General features: G+C 70.3%; 17 protein-coding genes. 11 read left to right on the top strand and 6 right to left on the bottom strand.

Annotation, left to right across the window (positions count from 1 at the left end; all coding sequences use genetic code 11):
• Positions 1 to 14: 14 nt before the first annotated feature.
• Entirely contained in the window at positions 15 to 791 is a 777-nt protein-coding gene (pstB, locus tag IEJ02_RS33595; RefSeq protein ID WP_137978901.1) for a phosphate ABC transporter ATP-binding protein PstB, read from the top strand.
• Positions 792 to 927: 136 nt separating this feature from the next.
• Here the strand turns inward: pstB and IEJ02_RS33590 are convergent, their stop codons facing one another.
• Together IEJ02_RS33590 and IEJ02_RS33585 are read right to left on the bottom strand one after the other, a co-directional pair.
• Entirely contained in the window at positions 928 to 1926 is a 999-nt protein-coding gene (locus IEJ02_RS33590) for an inorganic phosphate transporter (RefSeq protein WP_191068291.1), read from the bottom strand.
• Between the two features lie 8 nt (positions 1927 to 1934).
• Positions 1935 to 2555 (bottom strand): DUF47 domain-containing protein, encoded by a 621-nt coding sequence (locus IEJ02_RS33585; protein WP_191068290.1) that lies wholly within the window; start codon positions 2553 to 2555, stop codon positions 1935 to 1937.
• Positions 2556 to 2747: 192 nt separating this feature from the next.
• Here IEJ02_RS33585 and IEJ02_RS33580 point away from each other — a divergent pair, with 192 nt between their 5' ends.
• Positions 2748 to 3152 carry a metal-sensitive transcriptional regulator gene (locus IEJ02_RS33580; protein ID WP_191068289.1) on the top strand — a complete coding sequence of 135 codons (405 nt, stop codon included), beginning with the start codon at positions 2748 to 2750 and terminating at the stop codon, positions 3150 to 3152.
• A gap of 251 nt (positions 3153 to 3403) precedes the next feature.
• Here the strand turns inward: IEJ02_RS33580 and IEJ02_RS33575 are convergent, their stop codons facing one another.
• Together IEJ02_RS33575 and IEJ02_RS33570 are read right to left on the bottom strand one after the other, a co-directional pair.
• Positions 3404 to 3661, bottom strand: a complete 258-nt coding sequence (locus IEJ02_RS33575) for a hypothetical protein (RefSeq protein ID WP_191068357.1) — start codon at positions 3659 to 3661, stop codon at positions 3404 to 3406.
• A 199-nt stretch (positions 3662 to 3860) separates the two neighbouring features.
• Entirely contained in the window at positions 3861 to 4778 is a 918-nt protein-coding gene (locus IEJ02_RS33570; RefSeq protein WP_191068288.1) for a hypothetical protein, read from the bottom strand.
• A gap of 95 nt (positions 4779 to 4873) precedes the next feature.
• On the opposite strand from IEJ02_RS33570, the gene IEJ02_RS33565 reads away from it, so the two are divergent.
• A complete protein-coding gene (locus IEJ02_RS33565; RefSeq protein ID WP_137978896.1) occupies positions 4874 to 5077 on the top strand; it encodes a hypothetical protein in 204 nt (67 codons plus the stop codon).
• Positions 5078 to 5245: 168 nt separating this feature from the next.
• Positions 5246 to 6856, top strand: coding sequence for an FAD-binding oxidoreductase (locus tag IEJ02_RS33560; protein WP_191068287.1), 1611 nt, complete (start codon positions 5246 to 5248; stop codon positions 6854 to 6856).
• 239 nt (positions 6857 to 7095) lie between these two features.
• Here the strand turns inward: IEJ02_RS33560 and IEJ02_RS33555 are convergent, their stop codons facing one another.
• Complete coding sequence (locus tag IEJ02_RS33555) at positions 7096 to 7809, bottom strand: phosphatase PAP2 family protein (protein WP_191068286.1); 714 nt, start codon at positions 7807 to 7809, stop codon at positions 7096 to 7098.
• 235 nt (positions 7810 to 8044) lie between these two features.
• Positions 8045 to 9052, bottom strand: coding sequence for a C40 family peptidase (locus tag IEJ02_RS33550; protein WP_275561454.1), 1008 nt, complete (start codon positions 9050 to 9052; stop codon positions 8045 to 8047).
• A 225-nt stretch (positions 9053 to 9277) separates the two neighbouring features.
• On the opposite strand from IEJ02_RS33550, the gene IEJ02_RS33545 reads away from it, so the two are divergent.
• The 7 genes from IEJ02_RS33545 to IEJ02_RS33515 all read left to right on the top strand — a co-directional run bounded on the left by IEJ02_RS33545 (position 9278) and on the right by IEJ02_RS33515 (position 17625).
• Positions 9278 to 9526, top strand: coding sequence for a DUF397 domain-containing protein (locus IEJ02_RS33545; protein ID WP_191068284.1), 249 nt, complete (start codon positions 9278 to 9280; stop codon positions 9524 to 9526).
• A gap of 346 nt (positions 9527 to 9872) precedes the next feature.
• Positions 9873 to 10181 (top strand): DUF8827 family protein, encoded by a 309-nt coding sequence (locus IEJ02_RS33540; RefSeq protein ID WP_009716148.1) that lies wholly within the window; start codon positions 9873 to 9875, stop codon positions 10179 to 10181.
• 321 nt (positions 10182 to 10502) lie between these two features.
• A complete protein-coding gene (locus IEJ02_RS33535; RefSeq protein ID WP_191068283.1) occupies positions 10503 to 11390 on the top strand; it encodes a DUF8175 domain-containg protein in 888 nt (295 codons plus the stop codon).
• Positions 11380 to 12717, top strand: a complete 1338-nt coding sequence (locus IEJ02_RS33530) for a hypothetical protein (protein WP_191068282.1) — start codon at positions 11380 to 11382, stop codon at positions 12715 to 12717. The genes IEJ02_RS33535 and IEJ02_RS33530 overlap by 11 nt, the downstream gene beginning before the upstream one ends.
• 2 nt (positions 12718 to 12719) lie before the next feature.
• Positions 12720 to 14276 carry an SCO6880 family protein gene (locus tag IEJ02_RS33525; RefSeq protein WP_137980854.1) on the top strand — a complete coding sequence of 519 codons (1557 nt, stop codon included), beginning with the start codon at positions 12720 to 12722 and terminating at the stop codon, positions 14274 to 14276.
• 84 nt (positions 14277 to 14360) lie between these two features.
• Entirely contained in the window at positions 14361 to 15764 is a 1404-nt protein-coding gene (locus IEJ02_RS33520; protein ID WP_223864918.1) for an ATP-binding protein, read from the top strand.
• A 1-nt stretch (position 15765) separates the two neighbouring features.
• Positions 15766 to 17625, top strand: coding sequence for a type IV secretory system conjugative DNA transfer family protein (locus tag IEJ02_RS33515; RefSeq protein ID WP_191068281.1), 1860 nt, complete (start codon positions 15766 to 15768; stop codon positions 17623 to 17625).
• Positions 17626 to 17820 lie beyond the last annotated feature (195 nt).

Genomic DNA, 17820 nt, shown 5'->3' with positions numbered 1-17820 from the left:
GAGAAGTGATTCACATGGCCAAGCGCATCGACGTCAGCGGGCTCACCGCCTACTACGGCAGCCACAAGGCCATCGAGGACATCTCGATGACCGTCGAGCCCCGCTCGGTGACCGCCTTCATCGGCCCGTCGGGCTGTGGCAAGTCCACCTTCCTGCGCACCCTCAACCGGATGCACGAGGTCACCCCCGGCGGCCGGGTCGAGGGCAAGGTGATGCTCGACGACGAGAACCTCTACGGCTCGGGGGTGGACCCGGTCTCCGTGCGGCGCACGGTCGGCATGGTCTTCCAGCGCCCCAACCCGTTCCCGACGATGTCCATCTTCGAGAACGTGGCCGCCGGGCTGAAGCTCAACGGCTCGTACAAGAAGAACGAGCTCGAGGGCGTCGTCGAGAAGTCCCTCAAGGGCGCCAACCTGTGGAACGAGGTCAAGGACCGGCTCAACAAGCCGGGCGCCGGGCTCTCCGGCGGTCAGCAGCAGCGGCTGTGCATCGCCCGCGCCATCGCGGTCGAGCCCGATGTGCTGCTGATGGACGAGCCCTGCTCGGCGCTCGACCCGATCTCCACGCTCGCCATCGAGGACCTGATCGGTGAGCTCAAGGAGCGCTTCACGATCGTCATCGTGACGCACAACATGCAGCAGGCGGCGCGCGTCTCGGACCGTACGGCCTTCTTCAACCTGGCCGGTGTCGGCCAGCCGGGCAAGCTCATCGAGATCGACGAGACCGAGCGGATCTTCTCGAACCCGTCGGTGCAGGCGACCGAGGACTACATCTCCGGCCGCTTCGGCTGACCAGGCCCCTCGCACGACCGGCGAGGACAGAACGTCCTGCGGTGCTGCATGGCGGTGCCACCGCAAGACGAAGGGCCCGCCCCTGGCTCCCGGGGGCGGGCCCACTTCTCATGGGTCCGGTCTTGTTGTGCGGCGGTCAGCCGAAGGCCAGGTTGACGATCCAGTAGCTGCCCGCGGCGACTCCGCCCGCCGCTGGCATGGTGATGAACCAGCCGAGGATGATGTTCTTCGCGACCCCCCAGCGGACCGCGCTCACCCGCTTGGTCGCCCCCACGCCCATGATCGCCGAGGTGATGACATGGGTGGTCGAGATGGGCGCCTGGAACATGAACGACGCCGTGTACATGACGCCTGCCGCCGTGGTCTCCGCCGCGAACCCCTGCGGCGGGTCCAGCTCGATGATCCGCCGTCCCAGCGTGCGCATGATGCGCCAGCCGCCCGCGTAGGTGCCGAGCGACAGCATCGCGGCGCAGGAGATCTTCACCCACACCGGAATCGCGTCGCCTTCGTCCTCGACACCCCCGATGACCAGGGCCATCACCACAACACCCATGGTCTTCTGGGCGTCCTGGAGGCCGTGGCCGAGCGCCATGCCCGCCGCCGAGACGGTCTGCGCTATCCGGAAGCCGCGCTTGGCCTTGTGCGGGTTCGCGTCACGGAAGACCCAGAGGATGATCACCATCACGAAGTAGCCCAGCACCAGGCCGACGATGGGCGAGAGGACCATCGGGATGACGATCTTCTCCAGCACCCCGTCCCAGTGGACCGTGCTCGCCCCCGCGAGCGCCGCGCCGACCAGCCCGCCGAACAGCGCGTGCGAGGAGGACGACGGCAGACCGTAGTACCAGGTCACCATGTTCCAGGCGATCGCGCCGACCAGTCCGGCGAACAAGATCATCATGCCTTGGTCGCCGGTGGGGGTGGCGATCAGGCCCTCGCTGACGGTCTTGGCGACGCCGCTGCCGAGGAAGGCACCCGCGAGGTTCATCACGGCGGCCATCGCGAGCGCCGCCCGTGGGGTCAGCGCCCGGGTGGAGACCGAGGTCGCGATGGCGTTGGCCGAGTCGTGGAAGCCGTTGGTATAGGTGAAGAACAGCGCGACCGCGATGGTCACGACAAGCGCGAAGGTGTCCATGCCCGGGCTCAGGACTCCTTGACGGCGATGGTCTCGACCGTGTTGGCCACATGCTCGAAGGCGTCCGCCGCCTCCTCCAGCACATCGACGATCTGCTTGAGCTTGAGCACCTCGATGGCGTCGTACTTACCGTTGAAGAGGTGGGCCAGGAGCTTGCGGTGGATCTGGTCCGCCTGGTTCTCCAGCCGGTTGACCTCGATCCAGTACTCCGTGAGGTTGGTCATGGTGCGCAGATTCGGCATCGCCTCGGCGGTCAGCTCGGCCGCCCGCGCCAGCACCTCGATCTGCTGCTCGACGCCCTTGGGCAGCTCTTCGACCTGGTAGAGGACGACCAGGTCGACGGCCTCCTCCATGAAGTCCATGATGTCGTCGAGGGACGAGGCCAGGGAGTAGATGTCCTCGCGGTCGAACGGTGTGATGAAGGAGGAGTTCAGCTGGTGGAAGATCGCGTGCGTGGCGTCGTCCCCCGCGTGCTCCGCGGCCCTCATCCGCTCCGAGATCTCGGCACGAGCGGAGGAGTCCGCCCCGAGCAGTTCCATCAGGAGCTTGGAGCCGGTCACGATGTTGTCCGCGGACGCGGCGAACATGTCGTAAAAGCTCGTCTCCCTGGGGGTCAGACGAAAGCGCACTGGGGATCCTCGGAATGCAGCGGATGGGGACTCGACGATGCTAGGCGCATCTTCCGGCCACGGTAACCGGCGTTCCCAGTGTCGCCCATGGGGCGGAGTGCTCAGCACGGGGGCCCGGTTCGACCGGAAAAGGCGGTACCATATACCCACTGGGGGTATATGCGGACATAGCGCAACCAACGGGAGGAAGCCATGACGACCACGGCGGCCGACGCCACCGCGCCCACCGACGGCGACGAGCGGGGCCAGGCGTCCGGGCACACCTCCGCCCAGGACTCCGTACCCCAGGGTGGGCATGGATACGCCAAACAAAAGGATCAGCACCTGAAGCGGCTGCGCCGGATCGAGGGCCAGATCAGGGGATTGCAGCGGATGGTCGAGGAAGACGTCTACTGCATCGACATACTCACCCAGGTCTCGGCGAGCACCAAGGCGCTCCAGTCCTTCGCCCTGCAGCTGCTCGAGGAGCATCTGCGCCACTGTGTCGCCAGCGCGGCCGTGGAGAGCGCCGCCCAGGGCGAGGCGGAGGGCACGGGAGAAGTCGACGCCAAGGTGGCCGAGGCCACGGCGGCCATCGCCCGGCTGCTGCGGACCTGAGCGCGGGGACGGGCCGTTGCCGGGTGGGCGGCCGTACGGCCCGTCCTCGGGTCAGCGCCGGTACGGGCCGCTTTCGGGGCACCACGAGCACGGGACACCTCCGGCCGGTACAGGCCGTTGCCGGGTCGGTGCCGGTACGGGTCCGTTCCTCCGGGCGTGGACATGACCGTCCGCTCGCCTCTCGCCGGACGGGGCCGCTGGGCGCCCGCCGGCGAGACGACGGCATCGACGCGTTGCCGGGGCGGCGTCCGCTACGGGGCGTCCGGGCTCCCGGCATCGGCCTCCGAGGCGGCCTTCGCCTCCTCGGCGGCCTTCGCCTTCCCCGGACGCTTCGCCTCCTCCGGGCGCTTCGCCTTCTCCGAGCGCTTCCTGTCCTCGGCGCCCTTTCCGTTTCCCTTGGCGCCCGTGGGCCCCTCGGCCGAATCTGATCGGTCGGCCCGCACCCGGAGCACCTCGTCGATACGGTCCGTACTGAGCCTGTCCTCGTCCGCGCTCGACGCAGCGATCATCAAGTCACCGTAGAGATCGATTTCGACGAGGGCCACGGGGTCCGGGCCCGACGAGCCGCGACGCGCAACCACGTGTTTCACCTCCTCCAGCGAGCACCTGCGAGCACTTTCGAGCAGCGGCTTCCCAGCGTAGGGATCGGTACACACTCCGCGCATGGCACGGATGGGCCATTTCGAAGGGCAAAGCGGGCCCCTCCGACTACTTCTGAGGTGATCCGACCTTTCCTGTGTAGATATCCGTGGGCTTGGGGAGCTCAACCTCGGCCGGGGCCCCGAAGTCGTACAGCTCCGTGGTGGAGGCGACCCCCAGTTCGCCGCGGTGCCGCCCGGCGGCGTCCGGGCGCTCCGCCGCCTCCTGGCCGTCGGCCCGGCTGGTCACCGTGAACCGGTGGCGCACCTCGCGCAGCCGGCCGAGTCCGTCGAGATACGCGTCGAAACGCACCGTGCCCTCGTCGAACCCCCTGGCCGCGGCCGCCAGCGATCCCCGCGCGCCCTCCGAGGCGGCCCGCGCCGCCCGGCCGATGTCGGTGGTGCCGCGGTAGTGGCGCACCAGGTCCCCGCCGAGTCCCTCCTCCCCGACCAGGCTGGCCTCCCGCGCCCCGCGCAGCAGCTCGGCGGCGGTCAGCGGATCCGTGGCCCCGCCGGTGACCAGATTGCCGTCGGGAATGTCCGTCGTATCCACCCGCACCCATTTGTCGCGGGGAATGCCCGCGCCGCGGTTGCGCATGAAAAGCGCCCCGGAGGCCAGGAGTTCGGTGATCGGCGCATGCTCGGCGGCCCCCATCGCGTCCCTCGGCAGCAGCAGCCGCAGCCGTCCCAGCCGCTTCTCGAAGTCGTACGCGCCGGCGCCCCGGATGGACACGCGGGTGCCGCCCGTCGCCGTCTCCATGGTCGTACGGACCCGTGAGCTGCCCGACTTGACCAGCACATCCGCGGCCCGGTGCAGCACCGTGACCGCGCTCTCGCGCGCGGTGCCGCCTGGGCGTTCATCGGCCGCCGTCTCGGTGGAGCAGCCGCTCACGGTCGCCAGCGACACGGCCAGCAGGCCGCCCGACAGGGCTCCGGCGACCGCTCTCACCCGTCTCCGTACGCCGAGCCCGCGCTGCTGGAACACCATCGACCGCCGACCCCCTGGCCACGCTCGTCCCGCTTGGTACTTGTTCGTTTAACGATTCACACCGGTGGCTCGTCACGGCCCGGTAGCGTGGTCATGTGCTCGACTCAGGCGACATAGGCCCCGGCCAGAACCGCACCACCACCGTGGAGCGGGGCTCCTTCTCCATCGCCCGCTGCACCTGCGGCTGGTCCGGTCCGGCCCGTCGCGCCAGAGCCCTCGCCCGCGATGACGCGGCGAACCACACGACGGCCCGTCATACGCCGTCCGACACAGGCGATTCATCGGACTCGTCCGATTAGTTCGGATCGGACTCGTCCGATTGGCGCGGGTTGTCCGTACCCCGACAACTCTTCGGCCACGAGCGGAACCACACCCCCGGGCCCACCCCTCTGACCAAGGGACCGGGCCGGCTTCGCGGTGGCCCGGTCGACGGTTGGGAGCAGCGTCGACAGGGAGGGGACACCGCCATGAACCGGCGGACACTGCTGGCAGCGGGCACGGGGCTGGCGGCCACCGCCACGGCGGTCACCGCGTGCGACGATGACGCGGGGAAGGCCGGCGGTGACACGAGCCCGGCCGGCTCCTCCTCGACGTCGGACGCCCGTTCGGCCTCGGCGAGCGGCAGTCGGCCCGCCGTCGACGGCAAGCCGAAGTCCGCGGACTGGAGCGCGCTCGGCAAGGACCTCCAGGGCGACCTGGTGCGCCCCGCAGACTCGGACTACACCTCCGCCAGCCGGCTCTACAACACCCGCTTCGACCATCTACGCCCGGCCGCCGTCGCCTATATAGAGAACACCTCGGACATCTCCGCCTGCCTGGACTTCGCCCGGCGCCACGGCGCCCCCGTCGCGATCCGTAACGGCGGTCACTCCTACGCCGGCTGGTCGAGCGGCGACGGCCGCCTCGTCATCGACGTCTCCGCGCTCTCGGCGATCCGTACGACCTCCGGCGAGGCGCGGATCGGCGCCGGGGCCAAGCTCATCGACGTCTACACCACACTGGGCGCGCGCGGGGTCACCGTCCCCGGCGGCTCCTGCCCGAGCGTCGGCATCTCGGGGCTGACCCTCGGCGGCGGCCACGGCGTGGTCTCCCGGGCGTACGGGCTGACCGCCGACAGCCTTACGGGCGCCACCATCGTCACCGCGGACGGCAAGGCCCTGGAGGTCTCCAAGAGCCGCGAGGCCGAGCTGTTCTGGGCGCTGCGCGGTGCGGGCAACGGCAACTTCGGCGTCGTCACCGAACTCCGCTTCCGTACGCATGACGCGGCCGACGGCGTGACCTGTTACATGTCATGGCCATGGTCCAAGGCCGCGAAGGTGCTGAGCGCCTGGCAGAAGTGGGGCCCGGACCAGCCGGACGAGATCTGGTCGGCGCTGCATCTGTCGGCCGCCCCCGGAGGCACCCCCACCGTCTCCGTCAGCTGCTTCTCGCTCGGCACCTACGGCGCGCTGCAGAACGCGGTGGACAAGCTCGCCGACGGACCGGGTGGCCCCGGCCCCGCCTCGCGGGTCAGCCTGCGCCGCCGCGGCTACGTCGACGCCATGCGGATGTACGCGGGCTGCGGCGACACCTCCACGGCCAACTGCCATCTGCCCGGCGACAAGCCCGGCCGCAGCACCTCCGGGGTGCTGAACCGCGAGACCTACGCGGCGCGCTCGGACTTCTTCGACCGCTCGCTGAGCCAGGCGGGCGTCCGGGCGATGCTGGACCAGCTCGAGCGCTACGGGCGGCGCACCGGCGGCGGGGGCGCGGTCAGCATCGCGCTCACCGCGCTCGGCGGGGCGGTCAACCGGGTCTCGCCCACGGCCACCTCCTTCGTCCACCGCCGCTCGCGGTTCCTCGCCCAGTACACCGCGTCCTGGGCGGCGGGCGGCTCGGGCACCGCGGGCAACGCCTGGCTGGACGGCGCCCACAAGGCGATGCGGCGCTACGCCTCCGGGGCGGCGTACCAGAACTACACGGACGCGTCGCTGAAGGACTGGCGCTCGGCCTACTACGGCTCGGCCGCCGACAAGCTGACGCGGGTGAAGAAGCGTTACGACCCGGACCGGCTCTTCGACTTCCCGCAGGCCCTGTGAGCTCTTGCGCCAGGGACTCGCGGGACGTCGGACATCGGACGTCGGGTCGGACGTCGGGTCGGACGTCGGGTCGGACGTCGGGTCGGACGTCGGACGTCGGCAGCGGCGGATCCGCGGAGATGACAGAAGGCCCGGCAGCCGCCGGGCCTTCTGTCGCATCCGTTCCGTCTTCGTGGCGTCCGTGTTCGTTGGCGTCCGTGTTCGTCGCGTCCGTGTTCGTGGCGTCCGTAAGGGTGCCGCTAGGCCGCCAGGTCCTTGTTCCCGTGGTCGCCGCCCACCGAGCGGGGCTCGGCGAGCTCCGCGCGTGCCTCGTCCGCGTCGTGGTCGGCGGCGGCGGGCTCGACCCGTATCAGGCGGCCGACGCGCGAACCCGCGACCGCGGTGGTCAGCGGGGTCAGCAGCATCATCGCGAGCGGCGCCAGCAGCAGCGTGACCGCCATCCCCAGGGCGAACCCGCCGATCACATCGGTCGGGTAGTGGACGCCCATGTAGACGCGGCAGAACCCTTCCAGCAGCGCGAGCCCTATGGCGGCCGCCCCATAGGCGCGGTGGGCCATGAAGACGCCGACGGCGACCGCCATGGTCAGCGTCGCGTGGTCGCTGACGAACGAGAAGTCGGTCTTGCCCGCCACCAGGACGTCGAGCCCCTGATGGTCCCTGAAGGGCCTGGGCCGCTCGACGAAGCCGCGGATGGGGATGTTGGCGATCAGCGCCAGCCCGGCGGCCAGCGGGGCCCACACCAGCCCGGCGACGGCGGACGGCGCCTCCTGGGGCCGCTTCCGGACGCTCCACCAGGCGGCCAGGGTCACCATGGCGAGCCCGATGATGATCCCGTACTCGCCGACGAACTCCATGACGCGGTCGAACCAGTGCGGGGCGTCCTTCGCCAGCCCGTTGATGTCGTAGAGAAGGCTGACATCGGGGTTCGACCCGTCCAGTGCGAGTCCAGCCATATGCCGTGGCCCCTTATCTCTTGCCTGTCACTACGTGCAGCTGCCGACCCCCGTCATGCCTTGCGAGCCGTGGCAACGCGACCGGCGCCGGAGAATCCGCCGTCGACCCACGCTGATCCACGCCTCGATCCACCTCCAGGGAACGCCCTCTTCTCGCCAGGGGTTCCGTACTCCACCCAACGATCACCGGGACGTTATCGAAGGGTGACCGATCGTCGCAGCTCAGAGGGAATCCTCACGCGGGGTTCGCCCGCGGCAGCGCTTTCGCGCCATCCTGAGTCACCCGCGTAGCACCGATGTAGTCCGGCGAGTCGATCTTGTCAAAACGGATCACCGCACCGGTGTAGGGCGCGTTGATCATGTAGCCACCCCCCACATAGATCCCCACATGGTGGATCGATCTCGGATCGTCGAGATCGTAGGCGAAGAAGACCAGATCACCGGGGAGCAGCTCGCTCCGCTTGGGATGCGGTCCGGCGTTCCACTGATCGTTGGCGACGCGCGGCAGATCGATGCCGACCGTCTTGTACGCCGCCTTCGTCAGCCCCGAGCAGTCGAACCGCCCGCCCTCCTCCGGCGTGCCGTTCCCGCCCCAGAGATAGGGCTTGCCGAGCTGCTTCTGCGCGAAGTAGATCGCCCCGGCCGACTGCTGGGAGGGCTGGACCTTCTGGATCGGCGCCTCGAAGCTCTTGGCAAGGGTGGTGATGGTCTTCACATAGTTCTGGGTCTCGCGGTAAGGCGGCACCCCGCCGTACTTGATCACGGCATAGGCGCCCGCGTTGTACGAGGCCAGCATGTTGTGCGTCTGATTGCCCGGCACATCCTTGACGTACTTGGCGAGCGAGCAGTCATAGGCGGCCGCCGACGGGATCGCGTCCTGCGGGTCCCAGATGTCCTTGACGCCGTCCTTATTGCCGTCGACCCCGTGCGAGGCCCAGGTGGCGGGGATGAACTGCGCTATCCCCTTGGCGTTGGCCGGGCTCTGCGCCTTCGCGTTCCAGCCGCTCTCCTGGTAGAGCTGCGCGGCGAGGAGCGCGGGGTTGATGGCCGGACAGGAGTTCCCGTACCGCTGGATGAGCGGTTCGTACGTGGCGGGAACGGCGCCCTTGGCCAGCCCGACGGCCTTACCGCCGGCACCGCCGACGAGGTCCGCCGCGACCATGTAGGTACCGACGACGAGCAGCGCGACGAAGGAAAAGGAGACTCCGATACCGACACTGACACCCAGCCAGACCTTACGCACCCGGCCATCCTCCCCCATTCACCCGTCATGCGAACGTGTTTCCGCTCGCACGGCGAAAATCAGCCGCTCCCCAGCCGAAACCATACGACGACCGTCGACGCGCGCCCCCTTGTGCGCCGCCGACCCGCCCCGCGCGCCTCACCGCCCCGCCCGGGCCGCCTCTCGCGGGGCCGGGGAACGCGTAGAGTCCAGCCGTCCGAGCACCACGACCCCTGGGGACCACACATGACACGGCTCGACTGGCAAGAGCTCGACTGGCAGCGGGCCGCACCCGCCGACCTGGAGGAGGGCGCCGCCTACCTCGAGGTGGCCGTGGGCCCCGACGACCAGATCCTGATGCGCGAGAGCAACGACCCGGAGACCGTGGTCGTCACGACCCGGGCCAAGTGGGACGCGTTCATCAAGGGCGTCAAGGCGGGCGAGTTCGACGACTTCGCGGACCTTACGGAGACGGACGAGCCCGCGGGGAAGTGAGGGGACGGGGCCAGCAGGCGGAGCACAGCGGGCGGAGCGCAGCAGCCGGGGCACTGCGCGAGGCACACTGATGACCCTTCACCCAGGCGCCTGCCCCTCAGCCCCCTCAACCCCTCACGGATCGTTGTCCGACACCCACCCGCGTGATACACAGAGTAACCATACGACACTCCGTTGACACGCCTCACACGTCCGCCGGGCGGGCGTGTCCCACAACACGCACGAGATCCGCCAAGAAATGCCGCCAAGTCGACATGCGGAAGCGGATTCATCAGCGAAGATAGAAGCTGACCCACGCCATGCCGGCGAAGAGACACAACAACCCACAAGGGGCGGTGAGTTCATCATGTTCCTAGCGGCCGAAAAGGGCGACATCAACACCATCATCGGCGGAATCGCCCCAGACTGGGGTCCGTTCGGCAGCCTGGGCAGCGAGGCCCGCGTCATGATCGAGGTCGTGATGGCGGTCGCACTGCTGCTGTGCTTCGGCATCGCCATCTGGGGCGCGGCCAAGCAGCGGATCGGCGCGACGGCCCTACGGGACACCTTCAGCGCGGAGCAGGGCAAGGGGCTGATCGTCGCGGGCCTGACCGGTGTGTTCATCATCGGATCACTGGGCACGCTCTTCACGATCGTGTACGGCATGGCCATCTAGCCGCGTCCCCGCCCACCCCCCGAGCCGCCCCTCCGCGCGGGGCGCACACCCCTGGCCGCAAGCCTCCGCTCCCGATTCCCCCTACCGGCCCCACACCCCGTACCCGAGGCTGCTCCCCGATGCCCGCTCCCGCTCACCACGCTGAGGTCGTGTCAGCTTGATGTCCACTCACACCAGCGCGCCCGAGCGTCAGTCCTCGCCGTTACCGTCGTATGCGGGTGACGGAAGAGGGACGATGGATGACGCGGTCGGCAGAATCGGCGGGATCGGCGATACCAGCAGGCTCGGCAGGCTCGGCACGGGTGAAGGGGCGTACGCAGGATGAGTCTCGGCGGCGACGACGGATACGGCGGTGACTACGAGGGCCATGAGGCGCGCCGCGGACGCGGCGCGGCCCCCGGAGGGCACCTGACGCGCACCCGCCTGCCCGAGGGCGACGGCGACCCCTACGGTCCACCCCGCCGAGCCCCCGGCCGCGCCAAGCCCAGCCGCAACCTGATCACCGTGGTCGGCGTCGTCGTCCTCCTCCTCGCCGCCATCGCCTTCGTCAACCGCGGCGACGGCAAGGACAGCGACTCCAGCGCCGGCGACACCGGCAGCACCGGCACCGAAGCCCACCCCACCGCCCCCACGGGCGAGCGCCCGGTCGACGGCAAGAACGGCACGACCGGCATCGCCTCGGGCTTCGCCAAATCAGAGCAAGGCGCCCAGAGCGCGGCAGCGAACTACGCGGTGGCGCTGGGGTCCGCCGATATGTACAACCGCGACCGACGCCATGAGCTCGTCCCTCAGATCTTCACCGACGCGGCCGCCAACCGGCTCCAGACCAGGCTCGACAAGGCCTACTCCGCGTCGTCCCTGGAGAGAATCGGCCTGGACGCGAACGGCAAGGCCGCCGACGGCATGACCTACGTCTCGCGCACCGCCCCTCTGGGCACCAAGGTCGGCAAGTTCTCGGGCACCAGCGCGACCGTCGCGGTCTGGTGCACCGGCGTGTTCGGCACGGCCGGAGAGGGATCGAAGAACCCGGTCACGAACGACTGGTTCACCCTGACGCTCAAGCTGCGATGGGTGAACAACGACTGGAAGGCCGAGAGCTATTCGCAGAAGGCCGGTCCGGCCCCGGTCAACAGCGACCGCACCGCGTCCACGGCCGATGAGATCGCCAAGGCAGTCGAGCAGTACGGAGGGTTCACCTATGCCCGCTAGCCCCCGCCGGCGCGCTCTCACCCTCGCCGGAGCCCTGGTCTCCGTGCAGACGGCCGTCGTCCTGCTGGCCAGCCGCGCCGCGGCGGCGCCCTCGCCGACGCCCACTCCATCGGGTGGCAAGCAGGACGACTGCGACCTCCTCCTCGGTCAGGTCCGGGAGAACTGCGAAAAGGGCGGGGGCAGTGGCGGCTCCAGCGGCCCCCCCGACCCCTCCAACCCCCTCGACCCCGCCGCCTCCCTCGCCCGCGGCTGCGCCGACGCCGCCTCCTGGCTCGTCGGCAAGCTCTCCAAGCTCGTCAAGGAGACGGCCAACGTCGACTTCACCAACGAGGCCTTCCTCCGCCAGTACGCCGTCGTCTTCGCCGCCTCCACCGTCCTCACCCTCATCCTCTGGCTCCTCGCCGTCGCCAAGCGCGCCATCCGCGGCGTCCCCCTCGGCGAGGCGCTCTCCGAGGCCATAGGTTTCCTCTGGCTGACGGTCCTGGCCTCCGCCTTCACCCCCCTCATCCTCTATACGGTCGTCACCGCGACCGACGCCGTCACCGACGCCATCGCCTCCGGCACCGGTGCGGACAACGACGCCTTCTTCGGCTCCTTCGCCCAAGCGCTCAAGCGGGACGAGGACATCGGCGGCGGCCCCATCATGCTCATCGTCGTCTCGCTCGTGACGATCCTCGCCGCCGGCGTGCTCTGCCTCGAGCTCGTCATCCGCGCCGCCCTCCTCTACGTGGGCGCGCTGCTCGGCACCGCCGTCTACGCGGGCCTCGTCGACAAGAACATGTGGGGGCATGTGCGCCGCTGGGCGGGGATCATGATCGCCGTGATCCTCGTCAAGCCGGTGATCATCACCGTCCTGGCCCTCGCCGGCGCGCTCTCCACCAACGGCGACAAGCCCGACGCCTTCTCGGCCGTCGTCTCCGGCCTGTCCATCATCATCCTCGCCATCTTCGCCAGCGCGATGATCTACCGCTTCGTGCCCGGCTTCGGCGACGAGATCGTCAAGGCCCGCAGTGCCAGCGCCGACCCCGCGTCCCGCCAGGCCGCCGCCGTCATCAGTTCCCCCGCCGCCCTGGTGAAGCAGGGCATCAACACCCACAGCGCCCGCGGTGGAGGCGAGGCCGGCGGGGGCGGCGCCGCCCCGGGGCAGGCCAAGCCCGCCAACCCCGTCTCCGGCGGTGTGGCGGCCCACTCCACCCGCACCAGCGGCGGAGGCGGCGGGGGCGCCTCCCCCGCGCCCGCCAGCCGCACCGGCCACACCGGTGGCTCCGGTGGCGGCTCCGCCACAAACCGCAGCTCCGGCAACAACTCGGGAGGTGACCGGCGGTGACGATCGACGCCCAGTCGCACCCCATCGCGCCCCGTCGCACATATCTGATCGGGCGTCCCCGCCCGAACGCGATCGTCGGTAAGAACCGCGAGACCGGCGAGATCGCGCTGATCATCGCGGGGGCTTTCCTCGGGATGATGTGCGGGCTACTGGTACCGGTGCTGATGTTCCGCATCACCGCCCTGGTCGGCTTCCCCACCCTCGCCCTCGCCGCCGTGTACGTCCCGTACAACGGGCGGACGTTCTACCGCTGGTTCGAGATCAACCGCTCCTACAAGCGCAACGTCCGTAAGGGCACCACGACCTACCGCTCCGGCGCCGCCGAGGCCGGCACCCGCCTGGACGGCCGCGAGATCGAGGTCGGCCCACCCCCCGGCATCGGCCGGATCAACTGGCTGGCCGCCCCCTTCGGCCCCGACGAGATCGCCGTGCTCCTGCACGCCGACCGCCGCACCGTCACCGCCGCCATCGAGATCGAGGGCCCCGGTGTCGGACTGCGCGACAGCGAGGACCAGGAGGCCCTCGTCGACCGGTTCGGCACCCTGCTCAAGCATGTGGCCAACGGCGACGGCTTCGTGACCCGGCTCCAGATGCTGGCCCGCACCCTCCCCGCCGACCCCGACGCCCACGCCAAGGACGTCGAGCGGCGCGGCGACGACCAGGCCCCCGACTGGCTCAAGGACTCCTACGACCAGCTGCAGTCCATGGTCTCCACCTCCTCCGAGCAGCACCGCGCCTATCTCGTCGCCTGTATGCACTACACCCGCGACCTGGCCGCCGAGGCCCAGGCCATCGCGCGCGCCGCCCGCCACAGCGGCGGCGGCCGGCGGCTCGACAAGGACGCGGGCCTCGCCGTGGTGATGGCCCGTGAGCTGACCGACATCTGCGCCCGGCTCGCCGAGGCCGACATCCGGGTCCGCCAGCCCCTGGGGCAGGGGCGGCTGGCCTCGCTCATCCACTCCATGTACGACCCGGACCACCCCATCGACCACATCCAGGCCATGACCAAGCGGAACGCCTGGCCCGCCGAGCTGGACGCCATGGAGCCCACCTACCTCCAGGCCAAGACCCGGGAGTCCAGCACCCGCGAGCCCTGGTGCCACTCCACGGCCTGGGTGAAGGAGTGGCCCATGACGCCCGTCGGGGTCAACTTCCTCGCCCCGCTGCTCGTCCACACCCCCGATGTCATCCGTACGGTCGCCGTCTGTATGGACCTCGAGCCCACCGAGGTCGCCATCGAGCGGATGCTCACCGAGAAGACCAACGACGAGGCCGAGGCCAGCCGCGCCGCGAAGATGAACCGCACCGTGGACCCGCGCGACATCGCCGCCCACGGCCGGCTCGACCAGCGCGGTGAGGACCTCGCCAGCGGCGCCGCGGGCGTCAACCTCGTCGGCTACATCACCGTGTCCTCCCGGTCGCCGGAGGCCCTCGCGCGCGACAAGCGGACCATCCGCGCCTCGGCGGGGAAGAGCTACCTCAAGCTGGAGTGGTGCGACCGCGAGCACCACCGGGCCTTCGTGAACACACTGCCGTTCGCGACCGGCATCCGCCGCTAGCGCAGACAGAGCCGATACAGCCATAGAGCTGATAGACACGACTGGGACGACAGGGACGATAGGGGCTCCGCCGTGGCTGATCCGATGAGCGCCATCACCGATGCGTTCACCAGCTTTCTCTTCGGAAAGGTGGAGACGACTCGGCTGCCCGTACGCACCTCCACCGGCCAGGCCCAGGCGGTCTACCTGCCCACCGCGGCACCCGGCCTCGGCGACTCCGGCGTGGTCATCGGCCGTGAGGTCTACTCCGGCAAGGGCTATATCTACGACCCCTTCCAGCTCTACGGCCAACAGCTGCCGGCCCCCCACTGGCTGGTGCTCGGCGAGTCCGGTAACGGCAAGTCGGCCCTGGAGAAGACCTATGTCCTGCGCCAACTGCGGTTCCGCGACCGCCAGGTGGTGGTGCTGGACGCCCAGGGCGAGGACGGCGTCGGCGAATGGAACCTCATCGCCCAGGAGCTGGGGATAACGCCCATCCGGCTCGACCCCATGGCGGCCCTGGACGGCGGTATCCGCCTGAACCCCCTGGACCCGGCGATCACCACGACCGGTCAGCTCGCCCTGCTCCGCACGATCATCGAGGTCGCGATGGGGCACGGGCTCGACGAGCGCTCCGGGTTCGCCCTGAAGGTCGCGCACGCCTACGTCAACGAGACCGTCGTCGACCGCCAGCCGGTGCTGACCGACATCGTGGAGCAGCTGCGCCACCCCGAGGAGGAGTCGGCGGCGGCGATGAACGTCGATATAGACGACGTACGGGCCTGGGGCCTCGATGTCGCCCTGGTGCTGGACCGGCTGGTCGACGGTGATCTGCGCGGTATGTTCGACGGCCCCACCACGGCCGGAATCGATCTGGACTCACCCCTGATCGTCTTCGACCTGTCCCATATCGATCGCAACTCGATCGCGATGCCGATCCTGATGGCCATCGTGGGCGTCTGGCTGGAGCACACCTGGATCCGTCCCGACCGTAAGAAGCGCATCTTCCTGGTCGAGGAGGCGTGGCACATCATCAACTCGCCCTTCGTCGCCCAGCTCTTCCAGCGGCTGCTGAAGTTCGGGCGGCGGCTCGGCCTGTCGTTCGTGGCCGTCGTCCACCACCTCTCCGACGTGGTCGACGGCGCGGCGGCCCGGGAAGCCGCGGCCATCCTCAAGATGGCCTCCACCCGGACGATCTACGCCCAGAAGGCGGACGAGGCGCGGGCCACCGGCCGCGTCCTGGGCCTGCCCCGCTGGGCCGTCGAGATCATCCCCACGCTGTCCCCCGGCATCGCGGTATGGGACGTCAACGGCAACGTACAGGTCGTCAAACACCTGATCACCGAGGCCGAGCGGCCCCTCGTCTACACCGACCGCGCGATGACGGAGGACGCGCTGGCCGTACAGATGGCGGCCGAGGCGGAGGCCGAGGAGCGCGCCGCCGCGGCGGTCGAGGCGGCGGAGGCGGACACCTACGGCGGGCCGTCGTACGGATCCACGGTGGCGTGAGATGGCGGCGGGACAGAATCACGGCGGGCCCGCGGAGCACGGAAGACCTCCGTCCGCGGAACGCGGCATTCCGGACGGGCTGCTGGTCGGCGCCATCGCCCTCCTGCTGGGCACACTCGGCCTGATGTGGTCGGCGACCGGGCTGGCCGGGCTCTTCGCCCGCGGCGCCTGGCCGGACAACCTGACCTTCATGCGCGCACCGGTGGCGCTGCGCCATCTGTTGCAGGAGCCCCAGGACCTGGCGGCGGCCTGGCCCGACACCCCGAAGGACCAGCTGTCGGGATACGGGCTGTTCTGGGGCATCTTCATCAGTGAGCTGATGGTGCTGATCGTCCTGGCGATCTTCGTGATGGGCACACTGGCCCGCTACCGAGCGGTCCGCGCCCAGCGCCGCGTCGCCCGCGCGACCGCCCACGCGAAGGCGGCGGAGGCGAAGCGGCTCGGCCTTACGGGCACGAGGACCGAGCCCGCGACTGGCAACGGTACGGGTGTGGAGGCCTCCCCGGGCGTCGAGGCGCCGCCCCCGCCCGCCCCCGGCCCTGGAAGCGCCTCAGCGGCCCCAGGAGCCGCCTCCGCCGGACCTTCTGAGGGTTCGCCCGGTGCCGCGGCTCCAGGCCGCCCCAGCGGGCTCCCCGCGCCGGGCCCGGCCGAGGCGGTCCCCGGCGACGGCGTCATCGCGCCCGTCACCGGTCACCGCCCCCCGACCGAAACCGTCGCCGCCCAAGCGTCCGCCGGGACGGGACCCGAGCCGCATCCCCACATCACCGAGCAGAGAGCCGGCGCCCAGGACGCCCCCACCGGGAGCGCGACCACTCCCCCGGCCCAGGATGACCTGTACGCCCCGCTCGACCCGACATCCGCACCACAGGCGCTCCCCACCCCCCGCACCGGCCCGCTGACGTCGGCCGCCCTCCCCGACGGGGAGCTGGTCCGGTCCCGCGTCCTCTTCGGCGCCCAGCGCGGGGAGTCCGCGGCCCACACCGTCCTGGAGGCCGTCGGCCCCGTCCTCGTCGTCACCAGCGATCCCAAGCTCTGGGCCACGACCAAGGACGCCCGCGCCAAGCTCGGCCCCACCCACGTCTTCGACCCGTCCCATCTGCTCGACACCCCCGCCCGGCTGCGCTGGAACCCGGCGGCGGACTGCGGCTCCCGCGATATCGCGGCCGCCCGCGCCACCGCCCTCCTCGCCCCCGTACGGCCCATGCACGCCATGGACCGGCCCCTGGCGGAGGCCGCGGAGACGATGCTGCGGTGCTGGCTGCACGCAGCCGCGGTGGACGGCCGACCATTCCGCCATGTGCACCGCTGGGCGCAGGGCAGCGCGGCCCACGAGCCCGTAAAGATCCTCCGTACGCATCCCAAGGCGGCGGGCGGCGCGGCCGGCGAGTTGGAGGCCACCCTCACCGCCCACCGCGAACGCCGCGACATGGCCCAGGAACTGACCGCCCGTGCCCTCGGCGCGCTCTCCTCGATCCACATCCGGGACGCCTGCAATCCGGGACGCGCCGACACGCTCGCACTGGAGTCATTCGCCGCCGAAGGGGGAACGCTCTATCTGATGGGTGAATCCATCGAGGACCCCCGAACCCAGCCGGGTGCGATGCCCCTGTTGACCGCACTCGCCTCACACGTGGTCGAGCACGGCCGGCGCATGGCCGAACGGTCATCCTCCGGTCGGCTCGACCCACCACTGACCCTCGTCCTGGACGACGTCGCCGCCGTGGCCCCGCTCCCGGCACTCCCCGACCTCCTCGCCCAGGGCGCGGACCAGGGGCTGCCCACCCTGGCCCTGATGCGCTCCCAGGAGCAGGCCCGAGCCCGCTGGCCGCACCGCTCCCTGGTGGGCCAGGAGTCGCACTGACGGCACGCCACACTCCGCCGGCTCTCTTCCGGTCAGCCGTCCCCGAACGCGCCCTCCCCGAACGCGCCCTCGTCGGCAAGGCCCGCGTCATGGGACGGGATAGGGGAGCTGAACGCAAAAATGCCTCGGTCCCGAGCACTAAGTACTCGGGACCGAGGCTAAAAATTGTTCGGCGGCGTCCTACTCTCCCACAGG

Source organism: Streptomyces sp. 5-10, from assembly GCF_014712245.1.
Lineage (GTDB): Bacteria > Actinomycetota > Actinomycetes > Streptomycetales > Streptomycetaceae > Streptomyces > Streptomyces violaceusniger.
The sequence above is the reverse complement of the archived record's forward strand: the minus strand, read 5'-3'. Positions and strand labels throughout refer to the sequence as shown.

Coding starts and splice junctions, on each gene's coding strand:
- pstB (WP_137978901.1), top strand. CDS start 15: ATGGCCAAGCGCATCGACGTCAGCGGGCTCACCGCCTACTACGGCAGC.
- IEJ02_RS33590 (WP_191068291.1), bottom strand. CDS start 1,926: ATGGACACCTTCGCGCTTGTCGTGACCATCGCGGTCGCGCTGTTCTTC.
- IEJ02_RS33580 (WP_191068289.1), top strand. CDS start 2,748: ATGACGACCACGGCGGCCGACGCCACCGCGCCCACCGACGGCGACGAG.
- IEJ02_RS33575 (WP_191068357.1), bottom strand. CDS start 3,661: ATGATCGCTGCGTCGAGCGCGGACGAGGACAGGCTCAGTACGGACCGT.
- IEJ02_RS33570 (WP_191068288.1), bottom strand. CDS start 4,778: ATGGTGTTCCAGCAGCGCGGGCTCGGCGTACGGAGACGGGTGAGAGCG.
- IEJ02_RS33560 (WP_191068287.1), top strand. CDS start 5,246: ATGAACCGGCGGACACTGCTGGCAGCGGGCACGGGGCTGGCGGCCACC.
- IEJ02_RS33555 (WP_191068286.1), bottom strand. CDS start 7,809: ATGGCTGGACTCGCACTGGACGGGTCGAACCCCGATGTCAGCCTTCTC.
- IEJ02_RS33545 (WP_191068284.1), top strand. CDS start 9,278: ATGACACGGCTCGACTGGCAAGAGCTCGACTGGCAGCGGGCCGCACCC.
- IEJ02_RS33540 (WP_009716148.1), top strand. CDS start 9,873: ATGTTCCTAGCGGCCGAAAAGGGCGACATCAACACCATCATCGGCGGA.
- IEJ02_RS33535 (WP_191068283.1), top strand. CDS start 10,503: ATGAGTCTCGGCGGCGACGACGGATACGGCGGTGACTACGAGGGCCAT.
- IEJ02_RS33530 (WP_191068282.1), top strand. CDS start 11,380: ATGCCCGCTAGCCCCCGCCGGCGCGCTCTCACCCTCGCCGGAGCCCTG.
- IEJ02_RS33520 (WP_223864918.1), top strand. CDS start 14,361: ATGAGCGCCATCACCGATGCGTTCACCAGCTTTCTCTTCGGAAAGGTG.
- IEJ02_RS33515 (WP_191068281.1), top strand. CDS start 15,766: ATGGCGGCGGGACAGAATCACGGCGGGCCCGCGGAGCACGGAAGACCT.